Source organism: Paracoccus sp. SM22M-07 (assembly GCF_001887735.1).
Taxonomy (GTDB): Bacteria; Pseudomonadota; Alphaproteobacteria; order Rhodobacterales; family Rhodobacteraceae; genus Paracoccus.
Genome location: NZ_JPKW01000010.1, coordinates 17,588 through 33,180 on the forward strand (window position 1 = coordinate 17,588; position 15,593 = coordinate 33,180).

General features: G+C 63.9%; 13 protein-coding genes and 3 pseudogenes. 7 read left to right on the plus strand and 9 right to left on the minus strand.

All coding sequences use genetic code 11. The annotated features are described in order from the left end of the window. Positions 1-29: 29 nt before the first annotated feature. Entirely contained in the window at positions 30-2,345 is a 2,316-nt protein-coding gene (locus IE00_RS13940; RefSeq protein ID WP_072297815.1) for a multicopper oxidase family protein, read from the minus strand. 714 nt (positions 2,346-3,059) lie between these two features. Here IE00_RS13940 and IE00_RS13945 point away from each other — a divergent pair. Both IE00_RS13945 and IE00_RS20185 read left to right on the plus strand, forming a co-directional pair. Beyond that, the gene (locus IE00_RS13945) at positions 3,060-3,647 is read left to right on the plus strand and encodes a type II secretion system protein N (RefSeq protein ID WP_072297816.1); all 588 of its coding nucleotides are present in this window, start codon (positions 3,060-3,062) and stop codon (positions 3,645-3,647) included. An 89-nt stretch (positions 3,648-3,736) separates the two neighbouring features. Beyond that, a complete protein-coding gene (locus IE00_RS20185) occupies positions 3,737-3,961 on the plus strand; it encodes a hypothetical protein (RefSeq protein WP_170864161.1) in 225 nt (74 codons plus the stop codon). Here the strand turns inward: IE00_RS20185 and IE00_RS20595 are convergent. The 8 genes and pseudogenes from IE00_RS20595 to IE00_RS13975 all read right to left on the minus strand — a co-directional run bounded on the left by IE00_RS20595 (position 3,859) and on the right by IE00_RS13975 (position 9,273). Next, positions 3,859-4,185 carry a c-type cytochrome gene (locus tag IE00_RS20595; RefSeq protein ID WP_240493906.1) on the minus strand — a complete coding sequence of 109 codons (327 nt, stop codon included), beginning with the start codon at positions 4,183-4,185 and terminating at the stop codon, positions 3,859-3,861. The genes IE00_RS20185 and IE00_RS20595 overlap by 103 nt on opposite strands. After that, the gene (locus IE00_RS20600; protein WP_072297818.1) at positions 4,110-4,568 is read right to left on the minus strand and encodes a c-type cytochrome; all 459 of its coding nucleotides are present in this window, start codon (positions 4,566-4,568) and stop codon (positions 4,110-4,112) included. Before IE00_RS20600 ends, IE00_RS20595 begins: the two co-directional genes overlap by 76 nt. Before the next feature lie 336 nt (positions 4,569-4,904). Further along, positions 4,905-5,504, minus strand: a pseudogene (locus IE00_RS13960) (cytochrome c oxidase assembly protein). Then, entirely contained in the window at positions 5,501-5,887 is a 387-nt protein-coding gene (locus tag IE00_RS13965; RefSeq protein WP_072297819.1) for a hypothetical protein, read from the minus strand. The pseudogene IE00_RS13960 and the gene IE00_RS13965 overlap by 4 nt, the downstream one beginning before the upstream one ends. A gap of 11 nt (positions 5,888-5,898) precedes the next feature. Beyond that, on the minus strand, positions 5,899-6,726 hold the full coding sequence (locus IE00_RS20900; RefSeq protein WP_240493907.1) for a hypothetical protein: 828 nt from the start codon (positions 6,724-6,726) through the stop codon (positions 5,899-5,901). 310 nt (positions 6,727-7,036) lie between these two features. Further along, a pseudogene (locus tag IE00_RS20905) lies at positions 7,037-7,669 on the minus strand (cbb3-type cytochrome c oxidase subunit I). A 76-nt stretch (positions 7,670-7,745) separates the two neighbouring features. Further along, positions 7,746-8,093, minus strand: a pseudogene (locus tag IE00_RS20910) (cbb3-type cytochrome c oxidase subunit I); the annotation flags it as partial. A 184-nt stretch (positions 8,094-8,277) separates the two neighbouring features. After that, positions 8,278-9,273, minus strand: a complete 996-nt coding sequence (locus IE00_RS13975) for a cytochrome c oxidase subunit II (protein WP_072297947.1) — start codon at positions 9,271-9,273, stop codon at positions 8,278-8,280. 280 nt (positions 9,274-9,553) lie between these two features. Here IE00_RS13975 and IE00_RS13980 point away from each other — a divergent pair, with 280 nt between their 5' ends. The 5 genes from IE00_RS13980 (at position 9,554) to nirD (ending at position 15,587) form a co-directional block, all read left to right on the plus strand. Then, positions 9,554-10,141 carry an ANTAR domain-containing response regulator gene (locus IE00_RS13980; protein ID WP_072297820.1) on the plus strand — a complete coding sequence of 196 codons (588 nt, stop codon included), beginning with the start codon at positions 9,554-9,556 and terminating at the stop codon, positions 10,139-10,141. Continuing rightward, positions 10,138-11,319, plus strand: coding sequence for an ABC transporter substrate-binding protein (locus IE00_RS13985; RefSeq protein ID WP_072297821.1), 1,182 nt, complete (start codon positions 10,138-10,140; stop codon positions 11,317-11,319). The genes IE00_RS13980 and IE00_RS13985 overlap by 4 nt, the downstream gene beginning before the upstream one ends. Before the next feature lie 288 nt (positions 11,320-11,607). Then, positions 11,608-12,813: a nitrate/nitrite transporter gene (locus IE00_RS13990; RefSeq protein WP_072297822.1), complete on the plus strand. Its 1,206-nt coding sequence runs from the start codon at positions 11,608-11,610 to the stop codon at positions 12,811-12,813. A gap of 12 nt (positions 12,814-12,825) precedes the next feature. Continuing rightward, complete coding sequence (gene nirB / locus IE00_RS13995) at positions 12,826-15,255, plus strand: nitrite reductase large subunit NirB (RefSeq protein ID WP_072297823.1); 2,430 nt, start codon at positions 12,826-12,828, stop codon at positions 15,253-15,255. Continuing rightward, the gene (nirD, locus tag IE00_RS14000) at positions 15,252-15,587 is read left to right on the plus strand and encodes a nitrite reductase small subunit NirD (protein ID WP_072297824.1); all 336 of its coding nucleotides are present in this window, start codon (positions 15,252-15,254) and stop codon (positions 15,585-15,587) included. The genes nirB and nirD overlap by 4 nt, the downstream gene beginning before the upstream one ends. Positions 15,588-15,593 lie beyond the last annotated feature (6 nt).

Below are 15,593 nucleotides of genomic sequence, written 5' to 3' on the forward strand. Positions count from 1 at the left end.
CCGGCCAGTCCGGAAGCGTGGGGCCGGATCTAGATCCGGCCTTTGGGGAATGGCCTGAACGATCTGGCGAACGGGTTGCCCTCGGGCAGGATTTCCGGCGTGACATAGGTGACGCCGTTGGGCGACGGGCTGGGTGTCGGGATGACCGACCGATGCGTCTCGGAAACCTTGTCGTTCTTTTGATCCGTCAGGACGTCATAGCGCATCAGCATGGCCCAATCCTCATGGACGGTATTGTGGCAATGCGTGACATAGGCCCCGCCGAACTCTCCGAACCGCACCTGGATCTTCAGCTTGCCGTTCACGCCAAGCCGCCAGACATCCTTGCGCGAATTCCGTTCCAGGGCGGTCAGCGCCCTGCTGCCCCGGCTGATGGTCCGACCTTCTTCGAAGTGAAGATGCATCGGATGGTCCCACCCGCCGCCGCCATTGATGATGGTCCAATGCTCGACCTCTCCTGGGCGTGGGATCAGCATGGAAATCCGGTTGGCATTCAGGAAATGGTTCGATTCACCGTTGATCTTCAGGGTATAGCCAAAGCTTTCCTTCTCGCCGCAATCGGGGAAGCATTCGCCGGTCAGCTCATCAGCCAGGCCATCGGCGCCCTTGAATTCGATGACCCGCTCGCGCACCGGCTGTTCGATCGGAATGACATCCGTCAGTTTCGCGGGAACGACGCTGCGGTCGATGTCGGATGCCCTATGCACCTTGCCGGGTGCGTCCACGCTTTCCACCTCGCCCACGACACGGAACTGCATGACGTCCCCGACGGCCGGGTCTGCAGAATTGCCCCGAAGCGTATCACGAAGACTGACCTGACCCTTGGCCCGGTTGCCGTCTTCATGCTCCAGCATGTTGATCAACCGCAGTCGGCTGGTGATCGGGAACATCGAGAAATCCACGATCACGTCGAAACGCTCTCCGACGCTCTGCCAGTCAAGCGACGTGACGGTGACCGGTTCGGGAAGGAAGTTTCCATCCGTCGCAATCACGGTCATCGGAACAAGTTTTCCCGTGCTGTTGACCAGCGCGAACTTCCAGAACCGCGACATGCTGCCGGCCAGGATCCTGAAGCGATACTTGCGGGGAAGAACCTCGAAGAACGGCTTGTAGGTGAAGTTGACCAGAACCTGATCGGCAATGAAGCCGACCGTGTTGAAGATATCGAACTGATACTGGCCATCCTGGTCCAGCGCGGCATCCGACACGATCAGGTTGACGTCAAAGTCGATATTGCCCCAATCCAGCTCCGAGCCGCTCGGCAATCTCAGGTTGACGCCGTCCTGGATGGTTTCATTGCCGCGATCCGGCCCGCTATAGTAGTTCAGGGCGCCGATGTGACCCTTGTACACGTTTTCGGCGGTATAGAAGAAGCGGTGGTCATGAAACCACATCGATCCCTGCAGTTCCCGGTAATCGCCGGCCACATTCACAAGCCCGCCATTGCCGTCAGGACCCGACGCGCTGTTATGCGCCGCCGAGGTGTTGATCATGTCCGCCCGGGCCAGACAGGTGGTCCAATGATAATCATAGAGCTGCCCGGGATAATGATGCGCATTCGACGCCCCGTCACTTCCCGAGGCATTATGCCCATTGTGATTATGGGTCGCCTGACTGTTCGATCCAAATCCGCCATTTTCATACGGATTTTCCGGAAGCATATTATAGCTTCTCATAATGGCGGGTTCGCCATACCGCATCTTGATCAAAGGCGGCGGCATCGTGGATTTCCCCGTCCGCCCTTCTCCGAACGACCAAATCTTGTTATCGTCCTGTTCGGGGAAATTGTCGTGGAACGAGATATTGCTCTCGATGGGCGCCAAAGACATCATGTATGCAACTTTGGGAAGGAATTCATTCCACCGCTGATGGGCGAAATATTCACCGGGCGGCCGTCCGTCCTGAGGCCCGTGATCGTTCCAAGGATTGGTGAACAATTGGCCCCGGCTTTCGGTGAATTCAGTATGATAGGACAGCCGACGGGCCGGCAACTCACCGCCCGACGGGAAATCCAGAACGGTTTCCCCGTTTTCAAGCCGCGGCGTCAGAGGCAGAGGCGTCTGAAGGTTGAGACGCCGCAACGGTTGGGTGAAGGGCTTGGCCCCGAAAAGCGGACTTCTGGGAATTCCCGTCGGCAGGGTGGCGGCATAGACACTGGGTGCATAGGGACTTAGACCGTTGATGCAGGCCAATGCGCCTCCGGTGGTGAAGATTCCCCATTTGACCAGTTCTCTTCGGGTCACCTGTCCAGTCGAAAGGGCCTGGACGATCTCCAACCTGTTTCGCCGAGCGGCTTCAGCTTCGCGGATTCTAGCGCGGGATACACCTTTGGGTAGAAAAAACATAATCACCCCTGACATACTGACGTGCCATGCAGAGCCACTTGCGCAGCATCCGCTAACTCATAGAATATTAACATTTTATTAGTTATGGCGCCAGAAATTTCCCGATGTAAAAGCATCGGTCAATCTGAAAATTTTTGGTTAATTGGTGCGAAAGTTTTATCCGATAATGTAAAATAGTCGTAAGTCTTCGTATAGATTTGAGAATAGTGTAAATTGCCGATTTTCACGGCACCAAGATTTGAAGTCGAATACATCTTTGAGTTGTTTTCATGCCTAAAAATCCGGACAAATCGGCTTGCTTTTCGGGCGTGATTTCAGGGGAACCTTGTCGAAATTTACGACCTGCCCCGGCCAATGTCAGAAAAATTGCTGACGAGACAGACAGACGACCGCGGCAGGTTCGCGGAAACAGGGTGCGAGCCGCCCGTCGAACGCCGCCTGCGCATCTTTTTGCGAATCGGGCGATCCAGGATGGCGGGTCGAATTTGCGTGTTCCGCCGGGCCTCAGGCCCATCGATTGTTCGTCCTTCATCCCCGAAGGTCCACCAATTCAGCTGTAGCCCGCCGCCATGGTCAGGCGTAACATCGGTCGGATCACTGATGGCCTGCACAGCTGTCAGGATCAGGACCAAGGAAAAGCCGGTCATCTTTCCCAGGCAGCCTGACAGCGGCGCAGGATGTGACACGGCCCCTATCTTGCAGGGATGACGCGACATGGAACTAAAGGGTCAGTTTGATTGGATCGTTTGGGCGGCGGCTGCCGGGGTCGTTCTGTCGCTTGGCATGCATGCCAACACCGTGGCTGGTTCCTTGTCCGACATGAACCAAGAGCCACGTGCCGTTCAGAGAGACGATGCGGCGGCAGATCCGCGAATTGCCATCGACAGTCTTGTCGGCTGGATGCCGTTCGGACAGGCCGATGAAGCCCCGCCACCGGATGCCGCGATGCCCTCGGATATTCGCCTAAAGCTGCTTGGCATCGTATTGACCCGTTCACCGTCGCGATCCAGTGCCTTCATTGCTGTTGGAACGCAGCCACCGCGCAGGTTCTTTGTCGGCGATGAGATTGCAAAGGACCGGCGGCTTGTCGAGATTTTTGATGACCACATCACGCTGCGCTCGGACGGCGAAACCAAGATCCTGTCGCTGACCGAAGACGACCCTTTGGCCTTGCCGCGATCTGACGGTGCATCGCAAGCGGTCGGCGCAAATGGCGATCTGGATGCCCTGCGCAATCTGATTTTCGACCAGGCGAACACGCAAATTGATGCCACCTTAGGCGCATCATCGTCCGATCGGTGAGCGGGCTTCAGCCTGATCAAGCGCATGGGCCACAGCTTGCTGAATGACTGACTCAGACCGCGTTTCAAAATCGGGACCCTGCTAGGATCATGATCGCGGCCCCAGGGGCTGATTTCGACAACCATCATCGTCACACATCCCTCTCCCTTGCGAATGTCCTGAACGGTCAAAAGAAGACCAGCCCGGTATTTTCAGGCAAGCAGGTCAATATTCAGACCCCGGCGCAGCTTACGCTCCACCAAGACCAGGCGAATGTCGCAAAATCGGTGGTGCCGGAACCTTCGCGCGACCGGGGCGATCTTGCGGCGAAATAGGTTGCGATCTGGGCGATCTGCTGTTCGGTCAGCTGTTCGGCCGCCGAATGCATCAGCGCGGCACGCTCTCCGCCTCCGCGTTTTCCCGCCCGCCAAAGGACCAGCCGTTGCTTCAGATACTCCCTGCCCTGCCCATCAAGACCGGGAATCACCGGGTTTCGGTTGTCCCCGCCGTGGCAGGACAGGCAGGCGGGCACATCCTGCGTTCCGTTCTGTGCCAGCATGCCGGCCGCTTCGCGATCGCCGCCAGCCGTTTACACTGAAACGGTTCGATCTGCGTGATGGCATGGGCCATGATGTCACTGGCCCGCTGCCCGGTCCGATAGGCGTCCAGGGTCATCTGGAGGTATTCGGGGTCAAGAATGTCCAGCCGGGGGGTGCGGCTTGTGCCCTGGGCACCATGGCACCCCGCGCAAGACCCTTCGGGGGCCGGGTCGGTCATCGCCAGATAATCGGGCGCGGTCATGCCCCGGTCGATGGCGGTCAGGAAGGCGACCACCGCCCAGACCTCGTCGGGGCGGGAAGATGCCGGCCATGCGGGCATCCCCGACATCTTGACCCCTTCGTTGACGATCCGGTGCATCTCTTCGGGCCGCCGGTCGGCCACGGCCTCTGCGATATGGGCGGGCGGGGAACCATCGAAGCGATGGACGCATCGGCATCTGCGCCGGGGCGGGCATGGCACATGCGGCAGGCGCTGTCATAATGGCGGGGCCCAGTTCGATCAGCGCGGGGTCGGCCAAATCCTGCGGCACCTCGGTGGCCGAAGGGGCGCGCAATTCGACCGCGGTGTCAAAGGTGGTGTGCAGGACCCAGTTCGTGATCGCCCAATGACCGTTTTGTGCCGAGATGTTGTAGAGGCCCAGCAACATCACAGCCGACCCGGCCAAGGCGCCGGTTGCCCCAACGGCGGCCAGGATGGCGGCGATGATGCGCTATCTGCTCATGCCGGAACCTCCCGCAGGGACAGGGCGCGTGCGGCAAGGGCCACGCCTGCCAACAGATAGACCGGCGTTCCGATGGCCAGCATCAGCATCCCCCCGATGGATTGCCCCGCCGCATCAGGGGCCGTTCCGCAAAACCCGGCATACAAATCGCGCGGTGCCAAGGTCAGCAGCGCGCCCAACAGCGTCATGTGCATGGAGGTCAGCAACAGCCCCCCTGCCCCGGCCAGCGCCTGCCCGGCATCCCCCGTCGCCGCGCCGCGCAGGCATCCCGCCCAGACGAACAGTCCCGCCAGAAGAAAGCTGGCCTGTTACAACGCGAAACCCATCGGCAGCCGATAGGCAAGCTCGTGCGCCGCAGGCATGTGCCAGGCCCAGACCAGCAGGAATTCCAGCCCTGCCGCAATCAGCGGCGAGATGGCAAACCACCGGCCAGGCGTGGGAAAGCCCAGGACCAACGGTGGTGCCGCCAAGGTGACCAGCACCATGTGCCGGACCATGTGCAGCGGAAAGCGCGGCGCCGCATCCTCCAGCGGCAGCAACCAGATCGCCGCAAGCAGCAGGACCCCGCCACAGGCGCAAAGGGACCGGACCGTCATCGGCAGCTCTCGATGAACAGGGACGGCAGCGCGACATAGACGACGCCCACGAACGAGATGATCGACAAAAGAAAGGCCGCGTGGCCCAGAAAACGGGCGGGCCCTTCGACATGGTCGTCGTGGTCATGCGGCGCCCATTGGCGATAGGAATGCCAGCCCTGCCATCTAATCACCAGCAGCGCCAGCAACGTCAGCCCCAGGATCGACAGCCGCAGAAAGGTGACGCCGTCCTGCGTGCCGACCTTGGCACACCAGACAGCCGCGCCCGCGTAGAAGAACAGGAAATGGAAGGCCCAGACCGTGGGGGCCAGTGCGATGCGGAACAGGCTGACCGTGGCGCCGCGGAACTCATCCTGGTCCTGCCGCTGGCTGATGCCGGTCATCCGATCCCCCTTCATAGCAGTCTCGGCGCAAGACCGATGACGGCGGCCGTAACCAGCACCGTCAGGACAAGAAAGTGCCAATAGAGAGAGACGTTCCACAGATCGGCATCATGATCGCGGTCGATCTTGCCAAAGATCGTGCCGGCCAGGCAATAGGCCTGCATCAGCACACCCACCAGCACATGCGCCCCGGTCCAGATGACCAGCGCGCAGTAGATCGCGGGATAGACATGGCTGGACGGCGACAGGTCCAGCACGGACAGCACCGTCAGACCGCCTCCGGCCAGGGCCGCCACGGGGGCGGCGATCAACGCCGCGCGGGTGGCCAAGACCCTGCCGCTGCGGTTCAGGCTGCGCGCGGCCAGGGTCAACATCCAGGCCAGCGCCAGCGCCAGCGCCGAGAGCGCGACCCAGGTCCCGTCCGCATGCGTCGCGTTTGCCGGGGGAAACTCTGCGGTCGCGGTCCAGTCGAAGAAGAAACCGAAGACGACCGAGGCAAAGGCCCTCGCATCCCCCGGCATGGTGATCCACATGGCCCGCCATCCGACCGATGCCGGGCCCGAGGCATAGGTCGGCAGGGTCAGTCCCAGCCCCGCATCCTTCATTTCCTTTTCCGGAATGCGGGCGACGCCCAGCAGCCCGGATATGACGCGCCGCACATAAAGGTGCAAGGTCGGCAGGATGAAGCAGCCGCCGATGAACCCCGCCGCCAGTAGCGTGATCCAGGCATCGCCGGTCACCCGCTGGACCTGCGCGGGCCGTGCGTTGATGACGGTGGTGACAAGGGTTTCGCGCTGGCCTTCGGGGGCGTCGGGGAGGTAATAGCGCCCGGCAGCCATGCGTTCGACCAGCTTGGGTTGATCCCAAAGCGAATAGCGCGAGGTGATGTAGGGAATGGACCGGACACCCCAATCGTCGTCCGACAGCGTGTTGCTCCATTCTAGGGTGCCGGCGTTCCAGGGCTTGCGGGTCTGCAGGCGCGGCTTGCCGGGACGCAGCAGGTCATAGGTGAAGACCAGGAAACCCGCCGCGATGATGAACGCCCCACGGATGCGATAAGGTTCAGCCTGTTCCAGCCCAGATCGCCCGGATAGGTGAAGACGCGACGCGGCATGCCCAGCAGCCCCGTCAAGTGCATCGGCAGGAATGTCAGGTTGAACCCCCCGAACAGCGCGGAGTGCAGATGCGCCACGATGAAATACGTGTCGTGGACCTGCCAGTCGATGGGGCGATGGCCAGCATGATGCCGGTCAGCCCGCCCACGGTGAAGATCGCAAGGCCCCCGGCGATCCACAGCATCGGCAGGCTTTTCTGAAGCTTCCTGACCATCAGCGTGACCAGGAAGACGAACAGCTGGATGCCGGTGGGGATCACCACCGCCTCGGATGCCGCCGAAAAGAAGGCCAGAGAGATCAGCGGCAATCCGGTGGTGAACATGTGGTGCACCCACAGGCCGAAGGACAGGAACCCCGTCCCCACCGCCGACAGCACGATCTAGGAATAGCCGACGATCGGCCGCTGCGCCATCGTCGGCACGACCATGGCCGCGATGGCGACCGAGGGCAGGAAGACGATATAGACCTCGGGGTGGCCAGAGATCCAGAACAGGCGCTGCCAGGAGAACGGGTCGCCCCCGCGGGTTGCGTCGAAGAACGGCCAGTCCAGCGCGCGCTCCAGCTCGAACAGCAGATCGCCGGCGATCAGGGGCGGAAAGGCGAACAGGATCATTCCGCCGACCACCAGCACATACCACGCATAGATCGGCATCGTCTTGATGCGCATGCCAGGGGCATTTCAGGAGTCCCACGTTCAGCTCGACCGCGGCCGCGATCGACGCGATCTCGATGTACGAAAGGCCCTGATGTCCGAACCGACACCCGGATCCTCGGTCGCCAGCGGAGGATACATGAACCAGCCCGACTTGGGCGCCGCGTCGAAGAGGACCGATCCCAGCACGAAGACCGCCGGTCAGGAACGACCAGTATCCAAAGGCCGACAGCCGCGGACAGGGCATGTCCCGCGCGCCCAGGAATGCGGGCAGGATCAGCATCGCCATCGCCTCGAACAGCGGCACGGCGAACAGGAATATCATCGCCGAGCCGTGCCTCGTGAAGAACTGGTTGAAGCAGTCGGCATCCAGGAACTGCATCCCCGGAAAGGCCAGCTGCACGTGCATCAGCAGCGCCAGAACCCCCGCCGCCAGCATGAATGCCAGGCAGGTCAGCGAATATCACTTGCCGATCTCGGAATTCTTGACGGATAGCCGATGCCGGTCCTGGTCTTCCGGACGCGGCGCAGCCGATCCTCCTGCGCGTCGCGGATCTTGTGCGGGACAAGTTCGGCCAGCATCGCCTCGGTCGATGGGTAAGGCCCCCGGGGTGTGCGGTCGATCATTCCGGACTCTTCAGATAGGCGGCAAGGGCGGACAGTTCGGCCGCTTGCAGCCAGTCATAGGCAGGCATGGCCACCTCGGGCTTGATGTCCCCGGTATGCGCGATCCAGTTCATCAGATCCTCGCGCTCGACCTCCATGATCCCTGCGGCCAGGGACATACGCGAGGCCAGATGCGTCAGGTCGGGACCGACCGACCCGGCAAAGGCCGTGCCCCGGATGGCGTGGCAGGCGCCGCATCCCTCATCGCGAAAGATCGCCTGCCCCCGGCTTTCCACGGCACCCTGCGGCGCGGATGCGGGGGCGGCCTGCTCCTCCAGCCAGGTCGCGAAGGTATCGGGGGCCATCACGACGGTTTCAAACGCCATCAACGCATGGGACGCGCCGCAGAATTCGGCGCATTGCCCGCGATAGAACCCTTCCAGGTCGGGCTGCAGCGTCATCACGTTCCGGCGCCCCGTGATCATGTCCATCTTGGCCCCCAGGGACGGGACCCACAGCGAATGCATATAGGTGCGGGCCAGCTCGGTCCGGCCGTCGGCAGGAAAGCGGATCTCATTGGCCGACACGATCGGCGCATGGGCGCCCGGCGGCCAGTATTCGACCCACCACCACCATTCCTCGGCGGTGGTGCGGATGACCAGGCCATCGCCCGGCGCACGCTGCGACGGCATGATGGACAGCCCCCAAGCCAGCAAGGCCCCCACCACCACGGTCGGCAAAAGCACCCCTGCGCCGATGATGATGCGATTGGCAAGACGCCGGGCGAAATGCCCGCGATTAACCCGGGCAAAGTGCAGGAACAGCCCGTTCAGGCCCAGCCACAGGACCACCGCGCCGCCCAGCATCACCAGGAAGATCAGGTAAGGCTGCGCCGCATCCTCGCCCCCGGGTGCCAGTGCCGATTGTCGCCCCGCGCAGCCGCCCAGAAACAGGATGCCAAGCAGCGGGCAGATCCCGTTGGCGCAGGTCGTGAAATTCCGGCGGATCGGCATGACCGGTCCATGATGCCCTGCCACTGCCGATCCCGCGAAAGCGGCAGGTTTGCAAACCCTTTCTGCGGCCCGGACATCCGGCATCGCGCTGATCCGCATCGTCACGCGGCGCTGCCCCGCCACGGCCAGCCAGACCACAAGGTGACAGACCCCGCCGCCCCGCCCCGAAGTGAACAGGCTTCTGCCGATAAATCCGGCAGATCGGTGGCAGGGCCCCCTTGCCACATTGTTTTGCCTTGCCGGGACCGGTTGCCCATGGGATCGGTCCCGTGGGGGGCCCATGTCGAAAAAGCTTCTGATCCTTGTTGTCGAACAGGACCATGTCCGGGCGCAGTCCATCGCGGACGGGCTGAGAGAGGCTGGCGATCACGATATCCGCATCATCGCCGAACAAACCGCGCTTGCGCGGCGCGTGGCGGAAATCAGGCCCGATGTCGTCCTGATCGACATCGCCAACCCCTCCCGCGACATCCTGGAGGAGCTTGCGCTGGCGTCGGGACCGGCGGAACGCCCTGTCGCCATGTTTGTCGACCGCTCGGACGAGGGGCTGACCCGGCTGGCGATCGAGGCGGGAATCTCGGCCTATGTCGTGGACGGGCTGCGCGCCGACCGCCTGAAACCGGTCATCGACGCGGCCATCGTCCGGTTCCACATGCTGCAGCAGCTGCGGGCCGAACTGGCGGCGACACGCGCGGCCCTGGAAGAACGCAAGATCGTCGATCAGGCCAAGGCGGTGCTGATGAAGGCGCGCGGCATCGGCGAGGACGAAGCCTATGCCCTTCTGCGCAAGACCGCGATGGATCAGGGCAAGCGCATCGGCGAGATCGCGCAGCATCTCATCACCGCGGCGGGATTGCTGGGACGATGATCACGCTGCGCCTTGGATACATCCCGCTGATCGATGCGGCGCCGTTGATCGTCGCGCACGAGCTGGGCTTTGCCGCCGAGGAGGGTTTGCAGCTGCACCTGATCCGCCTGGGTGCCTGGGCGCAAAGCCGCGACATGCTGGGTGCCGGGCTGATCGACGCCGCGCATATGCTGGTGCCGATGCCCGTCGGTCAGGCTTTGGGCCTGGGACCCGATCTGCCGGCACTGGACTTGGTGATGTTCCTGTCCCATGGCGGCCAGGCCGTCGCCGTCAGCCGAGAGCTGGAGCGTCGGATGCGCGCCGATGGGCATGGTTTCGACTTTGCCGATGCCCGCCGCGCCGGGCTGGCGTTGCGACGCGCGATCCGGGGGACATTGCGGGTGGGCGTGCCCTTCATGTTCTCGACCCAGGTCGAGCTGATCCACCGCTGGCTGTCCGCCTGCGGGTTCACCCCGGCGGATCTGCAGATCAAGACCGTCCCGCCGCCGATGATGGCCGATGCCTTGGCCGCAAACGACATCGACGCCTTCTGCGTGGGCGAACCCTGGGCCTCGTTCGCGGTGGAACGCGGCATAGCGGCCCTGCTGCTGCCCGGCACGGCGATCTGGGCGGCGCCGCCCGAAAAGGGACTGGTCCTGCGCCATGACGACGCCGAAAACCGCCCCGAACAGACCGGCGCGCTGATGCGGGCCCTGTGGCGGGCCGGGCGGTGGCTGGACGACCCCGGCCATCGCGGCACGGCGGCCGAAATCATCTCCAGGCCCTGTTATCTGGATCTGCCGTCGGAACTGGCCGAACGGGGTCTGACGGGTCGGCTCTTGATCTCTCCGGGGGGGCAGACGCGCGATGTTCCCGAGTTTCTGGCCTTCAATGCGGGGGCCGCCAGTTTTCCGTGGAAAAGCCTGGCCGCCCTTTTTGCCGACGGCATCGCGCGCCGGCACGGGCTTGATCCCGGTCCGGCGAAGCAGGCCGCCATGGCGCGGTTCCGGACCGATCTCTACCGCCAGCACCTGCGCCCTGCCGGTGCGGCCCTGCCCGGCGCCTCGCTGCGGGTCGAGGGGGGCATTGCGCGCGACCGCATCGTTCCCGCCGAACGCGGCCAGATGATTCTGCGCGCCGACGGCTTTTTCGACGGCTTCGTCTTCGACCCGTCCGCCCCCGATCCGTCGACAAACTGACCGCCAATCGGGCAGTCGCGACAACATTCGCTGATTTGACGGGCGCAGGCCCGGTTTTCCGGACCCTGCCGCCTGTTGCCCCTGCCCGCCGCTTGCAAGCGGCGCCCTGGCTGGCGATCGTCATGACATGGGCCGGGCGCAATGGCGCGCCAGATGCCTGCTCGCAACGATGCGGCACGATTTCCGCGAGGACGCGGACCTCAGACAGCTTGACTGCACGGACAGCCGCCCGCACGCGCGGGTGCCCCTTCCGTGCCGTCCGATCAACGCCAGTCATCGGAGCATCCCATGTCCCCCATTCCGCAGCCGGCCCCGGGCCGCGCGCTTGGCCTTTCCACCTTCGCCTTCACCATCTGTTTTGCCGTATGGACGATCTTTTCCATCATCGGCATCCAGATCGCCCAGCAGCTGAACCTGACCGACACCCAGTTCGGGTTCCTGGTCGGCCTGCCGATCCTGTCGGGATCGCTGACGCGCATCGCCCTGGGCATTGCCACCGACCGCCTGGGTGGTCGCCTGGTCTATACGCTGACGATGCTGACCGCCGCCTTGGCCACCCTGGCGCTCAGCTGGGCCACGACCTATCCGCAGATGCTGGTCGCGGCGCTTGGGGTCGGTGTCGCGGGCGGGTCCTTCGCGGTCGGCGTCGCCTATGTGTCGCGCTTTTACGCAGATGGGCGGCAGGGAACGGCGCTTGGCATCTTCGGGGTCGGCAATGTCGGGGCCGCCGTGACCAAATTCACGGCACCCTTCGTCATGGTCGCGTTGGGCTGGCAGGCGACGGCGCAAATCTGGGCGCTGGCACTGGCCATAACGGCGATGCTTTTCTGGGTCTTCAGCCAGGATGATCCGGTCACCGTCGCCCGACGCAGCGGCGCCGTGCCGCAGCGCAGCCTGCGGGCCGAATTCGCACCGCTGCGAAACCCCCAGGTCTGGCGCTTTTCGGCCTATTACTTCTTTAGCTTCGGCGCCTTCGTGGCCCTGGCCCTGTGGCTGCCCCACTATCTGATCGGCGTCTATGGCCTGGACGTGAAGACCGCCGGCATGGTCGGCGCGGCCTATTCCATCCCGGCCTCGGTGTTTCGGGCCTATGGCGGCGTGCTGTCGGACCGGATCGGCGCGCGCAAGGTGCTCTATGCGACCTTCGCGGTCTCGCTGGCCGCGACCGCCATCCTGTCGGCCAGCGTGTCCTTGGCCATCTTTCTGGCGGTGATCTTCGTCCTCGGCTTCATGATGAGCCTGGGGAAGGCCGCCGTCTACAAGCACATTCCCACCTATTACTCGCAAAGCGTCGGGGCGGTTGGCGGGCTGGTCGGCATGATCGGCGGGCTGGGCGGCTTTGTCCTGCCGCTGGTCTTCGGGGCGCTAAAGGACGCGACCGGACAATGGACCAGCTGCTTCATGGTCCTCTTTGTCCTGGTCGCCGCATGCGCCGTCTGGATGCATGCCTCGATCCGCCGGAAGACCCGCCCCGCTACGCTGCAAGCCGCCTGAGAAGGAACAGCCATGAAAAAGAAACTTGTCGTTATCGGCGCCGGCATGGCCTCAGGCCGCCTGCTGGAACATCTGTTCGAAACCGCGCCCGACGCGTGGGAAGTCACCCTGTTCAACGCGGAACCGCGCGGCAATTACAACAGGCTGATGCTGTCGCCGGTCCTGTCGGGGGAAAAGACCTATGACCAGATCGTCACGCATGATGCCGACTGGTACGCGGATCATGGCGTCGATTGCCGCTTCGCGCAGCCCGTCATCCGCATCGACCGCGACGCGCGGGTGGTTCATTCCAACCAAAGCAGCGCGGAATATGACGCGCTGGTGATTGCCACGGGGTCCGCGCCCTTCATCATCCCCGTCCCCGGCAAGGATCTGCCCGGCGTCGTCGCCTATCGCGATCTGGAAGACACGCAGGCGATGATGGCGACTGCCGGCAAGGATGCCGTGGTGATCGGCGGCGGCCTTCTGGGGCTGGAGGCTGCGGCAGGCATGGCCGCGCAGGGCGCCCGCGTCACCGTGATCCACCTGATGGATCACCTGATGGAACGTCAGCTGGACCCGGCCGCGGGATACCTGCTGAAAAAGGATCTGGAGCGTCGCGGCATCACCGTCCACTGCAAGGGCGCCACCAAGGCGATCCTGGGCAAGGACCGGGCCGAGGCCGTGCTGCTGGAGGATGGCACCGTCTATCCCGCCGACCTGGTCTGCATGGCCGTGGGCATCCGCCCCGAGACCCGCGTCGCCGTCGATGCGCATCTTGAGGTCGAGCGCGGCATCGTCGTCGACGACGCGCTGCGCACCAGCGATCCGCATATCTTCGCGCTTGGCGAATGCGTGGAACATCGCGGGCAGCTGTTCGGCCTGGTCGCGCCGCTTTACGATCAGGCCAAGGTCCTGGCCAGGACCCTGGCCGATCAACCCGCCGAATTCCGCCCCGTCCAGACCGCGACCAAGCTGAAGGTCACCGGCTGCGACCTGTTCAGCGCAGGCGACTTTGCGGATGCCGCAGGGCGCGAGGATATCGTCTTTCGCGATCCCGGGCGCGGCATCTACAAGCGGCTGGTCCTGCAGGACGACCGGATCATCGGCGTGGTCATGTATGGCGACACCGCCGACGGCAACTGGTTCTACGGCCTGATGAAGGACGGCACCGATATCGCCGACATGCGCGACACGCTGATCTTCGGCCCAGCCTTTCAGGGGGGGGCCGCACCGGACCCTATGGCGGCCGTTGCAGCCTTGCCGCCTGAGGCGGAAATCTGCGGTTGCAACGGCGTCTGCAAGGGAGCGATCATCCAGGCCGTGCAGGGCGGCGCGACCACGCTGGACGCGGTGCGCGCCGGTACCAAGGCCAGCGGGTCCTGCGGCACCTGTACCGGGCTGGTGGAACAGGTCATGGCGCTGACCCTGGGCGAAACCGTCGTCAACGCCCCCGCCGGCATGTGCAAATGCACCGATCACAGCCACGAGGACGTGCGCCGACTGATCAAGTCGATGGGCCTCAAGTCCATTCCCGCGGTCATGCAGGATCTTGGCTGGAGAACGGTCGGCGGCTGCCATTCCTGCCGCCCGGCGCTGAACTTCTACCTGCTGGCCGAATGGCCGCTGGAATACCAGGACGACCGCCAGTCGCGCTTTGTCAACGAACGCAACCATGCCAACATCCAGAAGGACGGCACCTATTCGGTCGTCCCGCGCATGTGGGGCGGCGTCACCACGCCTGCCGAACTGCGCGCCATCGCCGATGCGGCCGATAAATACGACGTGCCGATGGTCAAGGTGACGGGCGGCCAGCGCATCGACCTTTTGGGCGTCCGCAAGGAGGATCTGCCCCATATGTGGGCCGATCTGAACGCCGCCGGGCTGGTATCCGGCCACGCCTATTCCAAGGGCCTGCGCACCGTGAAGACCTGCGTCGGCAGCGAATTCTGCCGCTTTGGCACGCAGGATTCGACCGGCCTGGGCATCAGGCTGGAAAAGCTGCTGTGGGGGTCGTGGACGCCGCACAAGGTCAAGCTGGGCGTGTCCGGCTGCCCGCGCAACTGCGCCGAGGCGACCTGCAAGGATGTCGGCATCGTCTGCGTCGACAGCGGCTTCAACATCAGCGTGGCCGGCGCGGCGGGGATGGAGGTGAAGGAGACCGAACACCTTGCCTCGACCTCCTCCGAGGATGAGGCGGTCGAGATCATCACCGCCTTCGTGCAGCTGTACCGCGAAGAGGCCAGATATCTTGATCGCGCGTGGAAATGGGTCGCCAAGGTCGGCCTGGACTGGGTGACGGCCCGCGTCGTCGATGACCTGCCCAACCGCCGACGCCTGGTCGAGCGGTTCGAGATCAGCCAGTCCGTCTATCGCCGCGACCCCTGGGCCGACCTGTCCACCCCAGCCGAGACGCCCAAATGGGGGCCCCTTGCCGACCTGACCCTGGAGGCCGCCGAATGACCCGTTTCGTCGATATCGCATCGCTGGAGGACATTCCCCGGCAGGGCGCCCGCCTGATCCGCACCGCCGCAGGCTGCGTCGCCCTGTTCCGCACGGCCGATGACCGCGTCTTCGCGCTGGACGACCGCTGTCCGCACAAGGGCGGCCCCCTGTCGGAAGGCATCGTGCACGGCCACCAGGTGACCTGCCCGCTGCACAACTGGGTCTTCGACCTGAACACCGGCACAGCCCTGGGGGCCGACGAAGGAACCGTCCGCACCTGGCCCGTCAGGGTCGACGACGGGCGTGTGCTGATTTCGACCGATCTTCTGACCCGCCATCAAGTCGCCTGAAAGGAC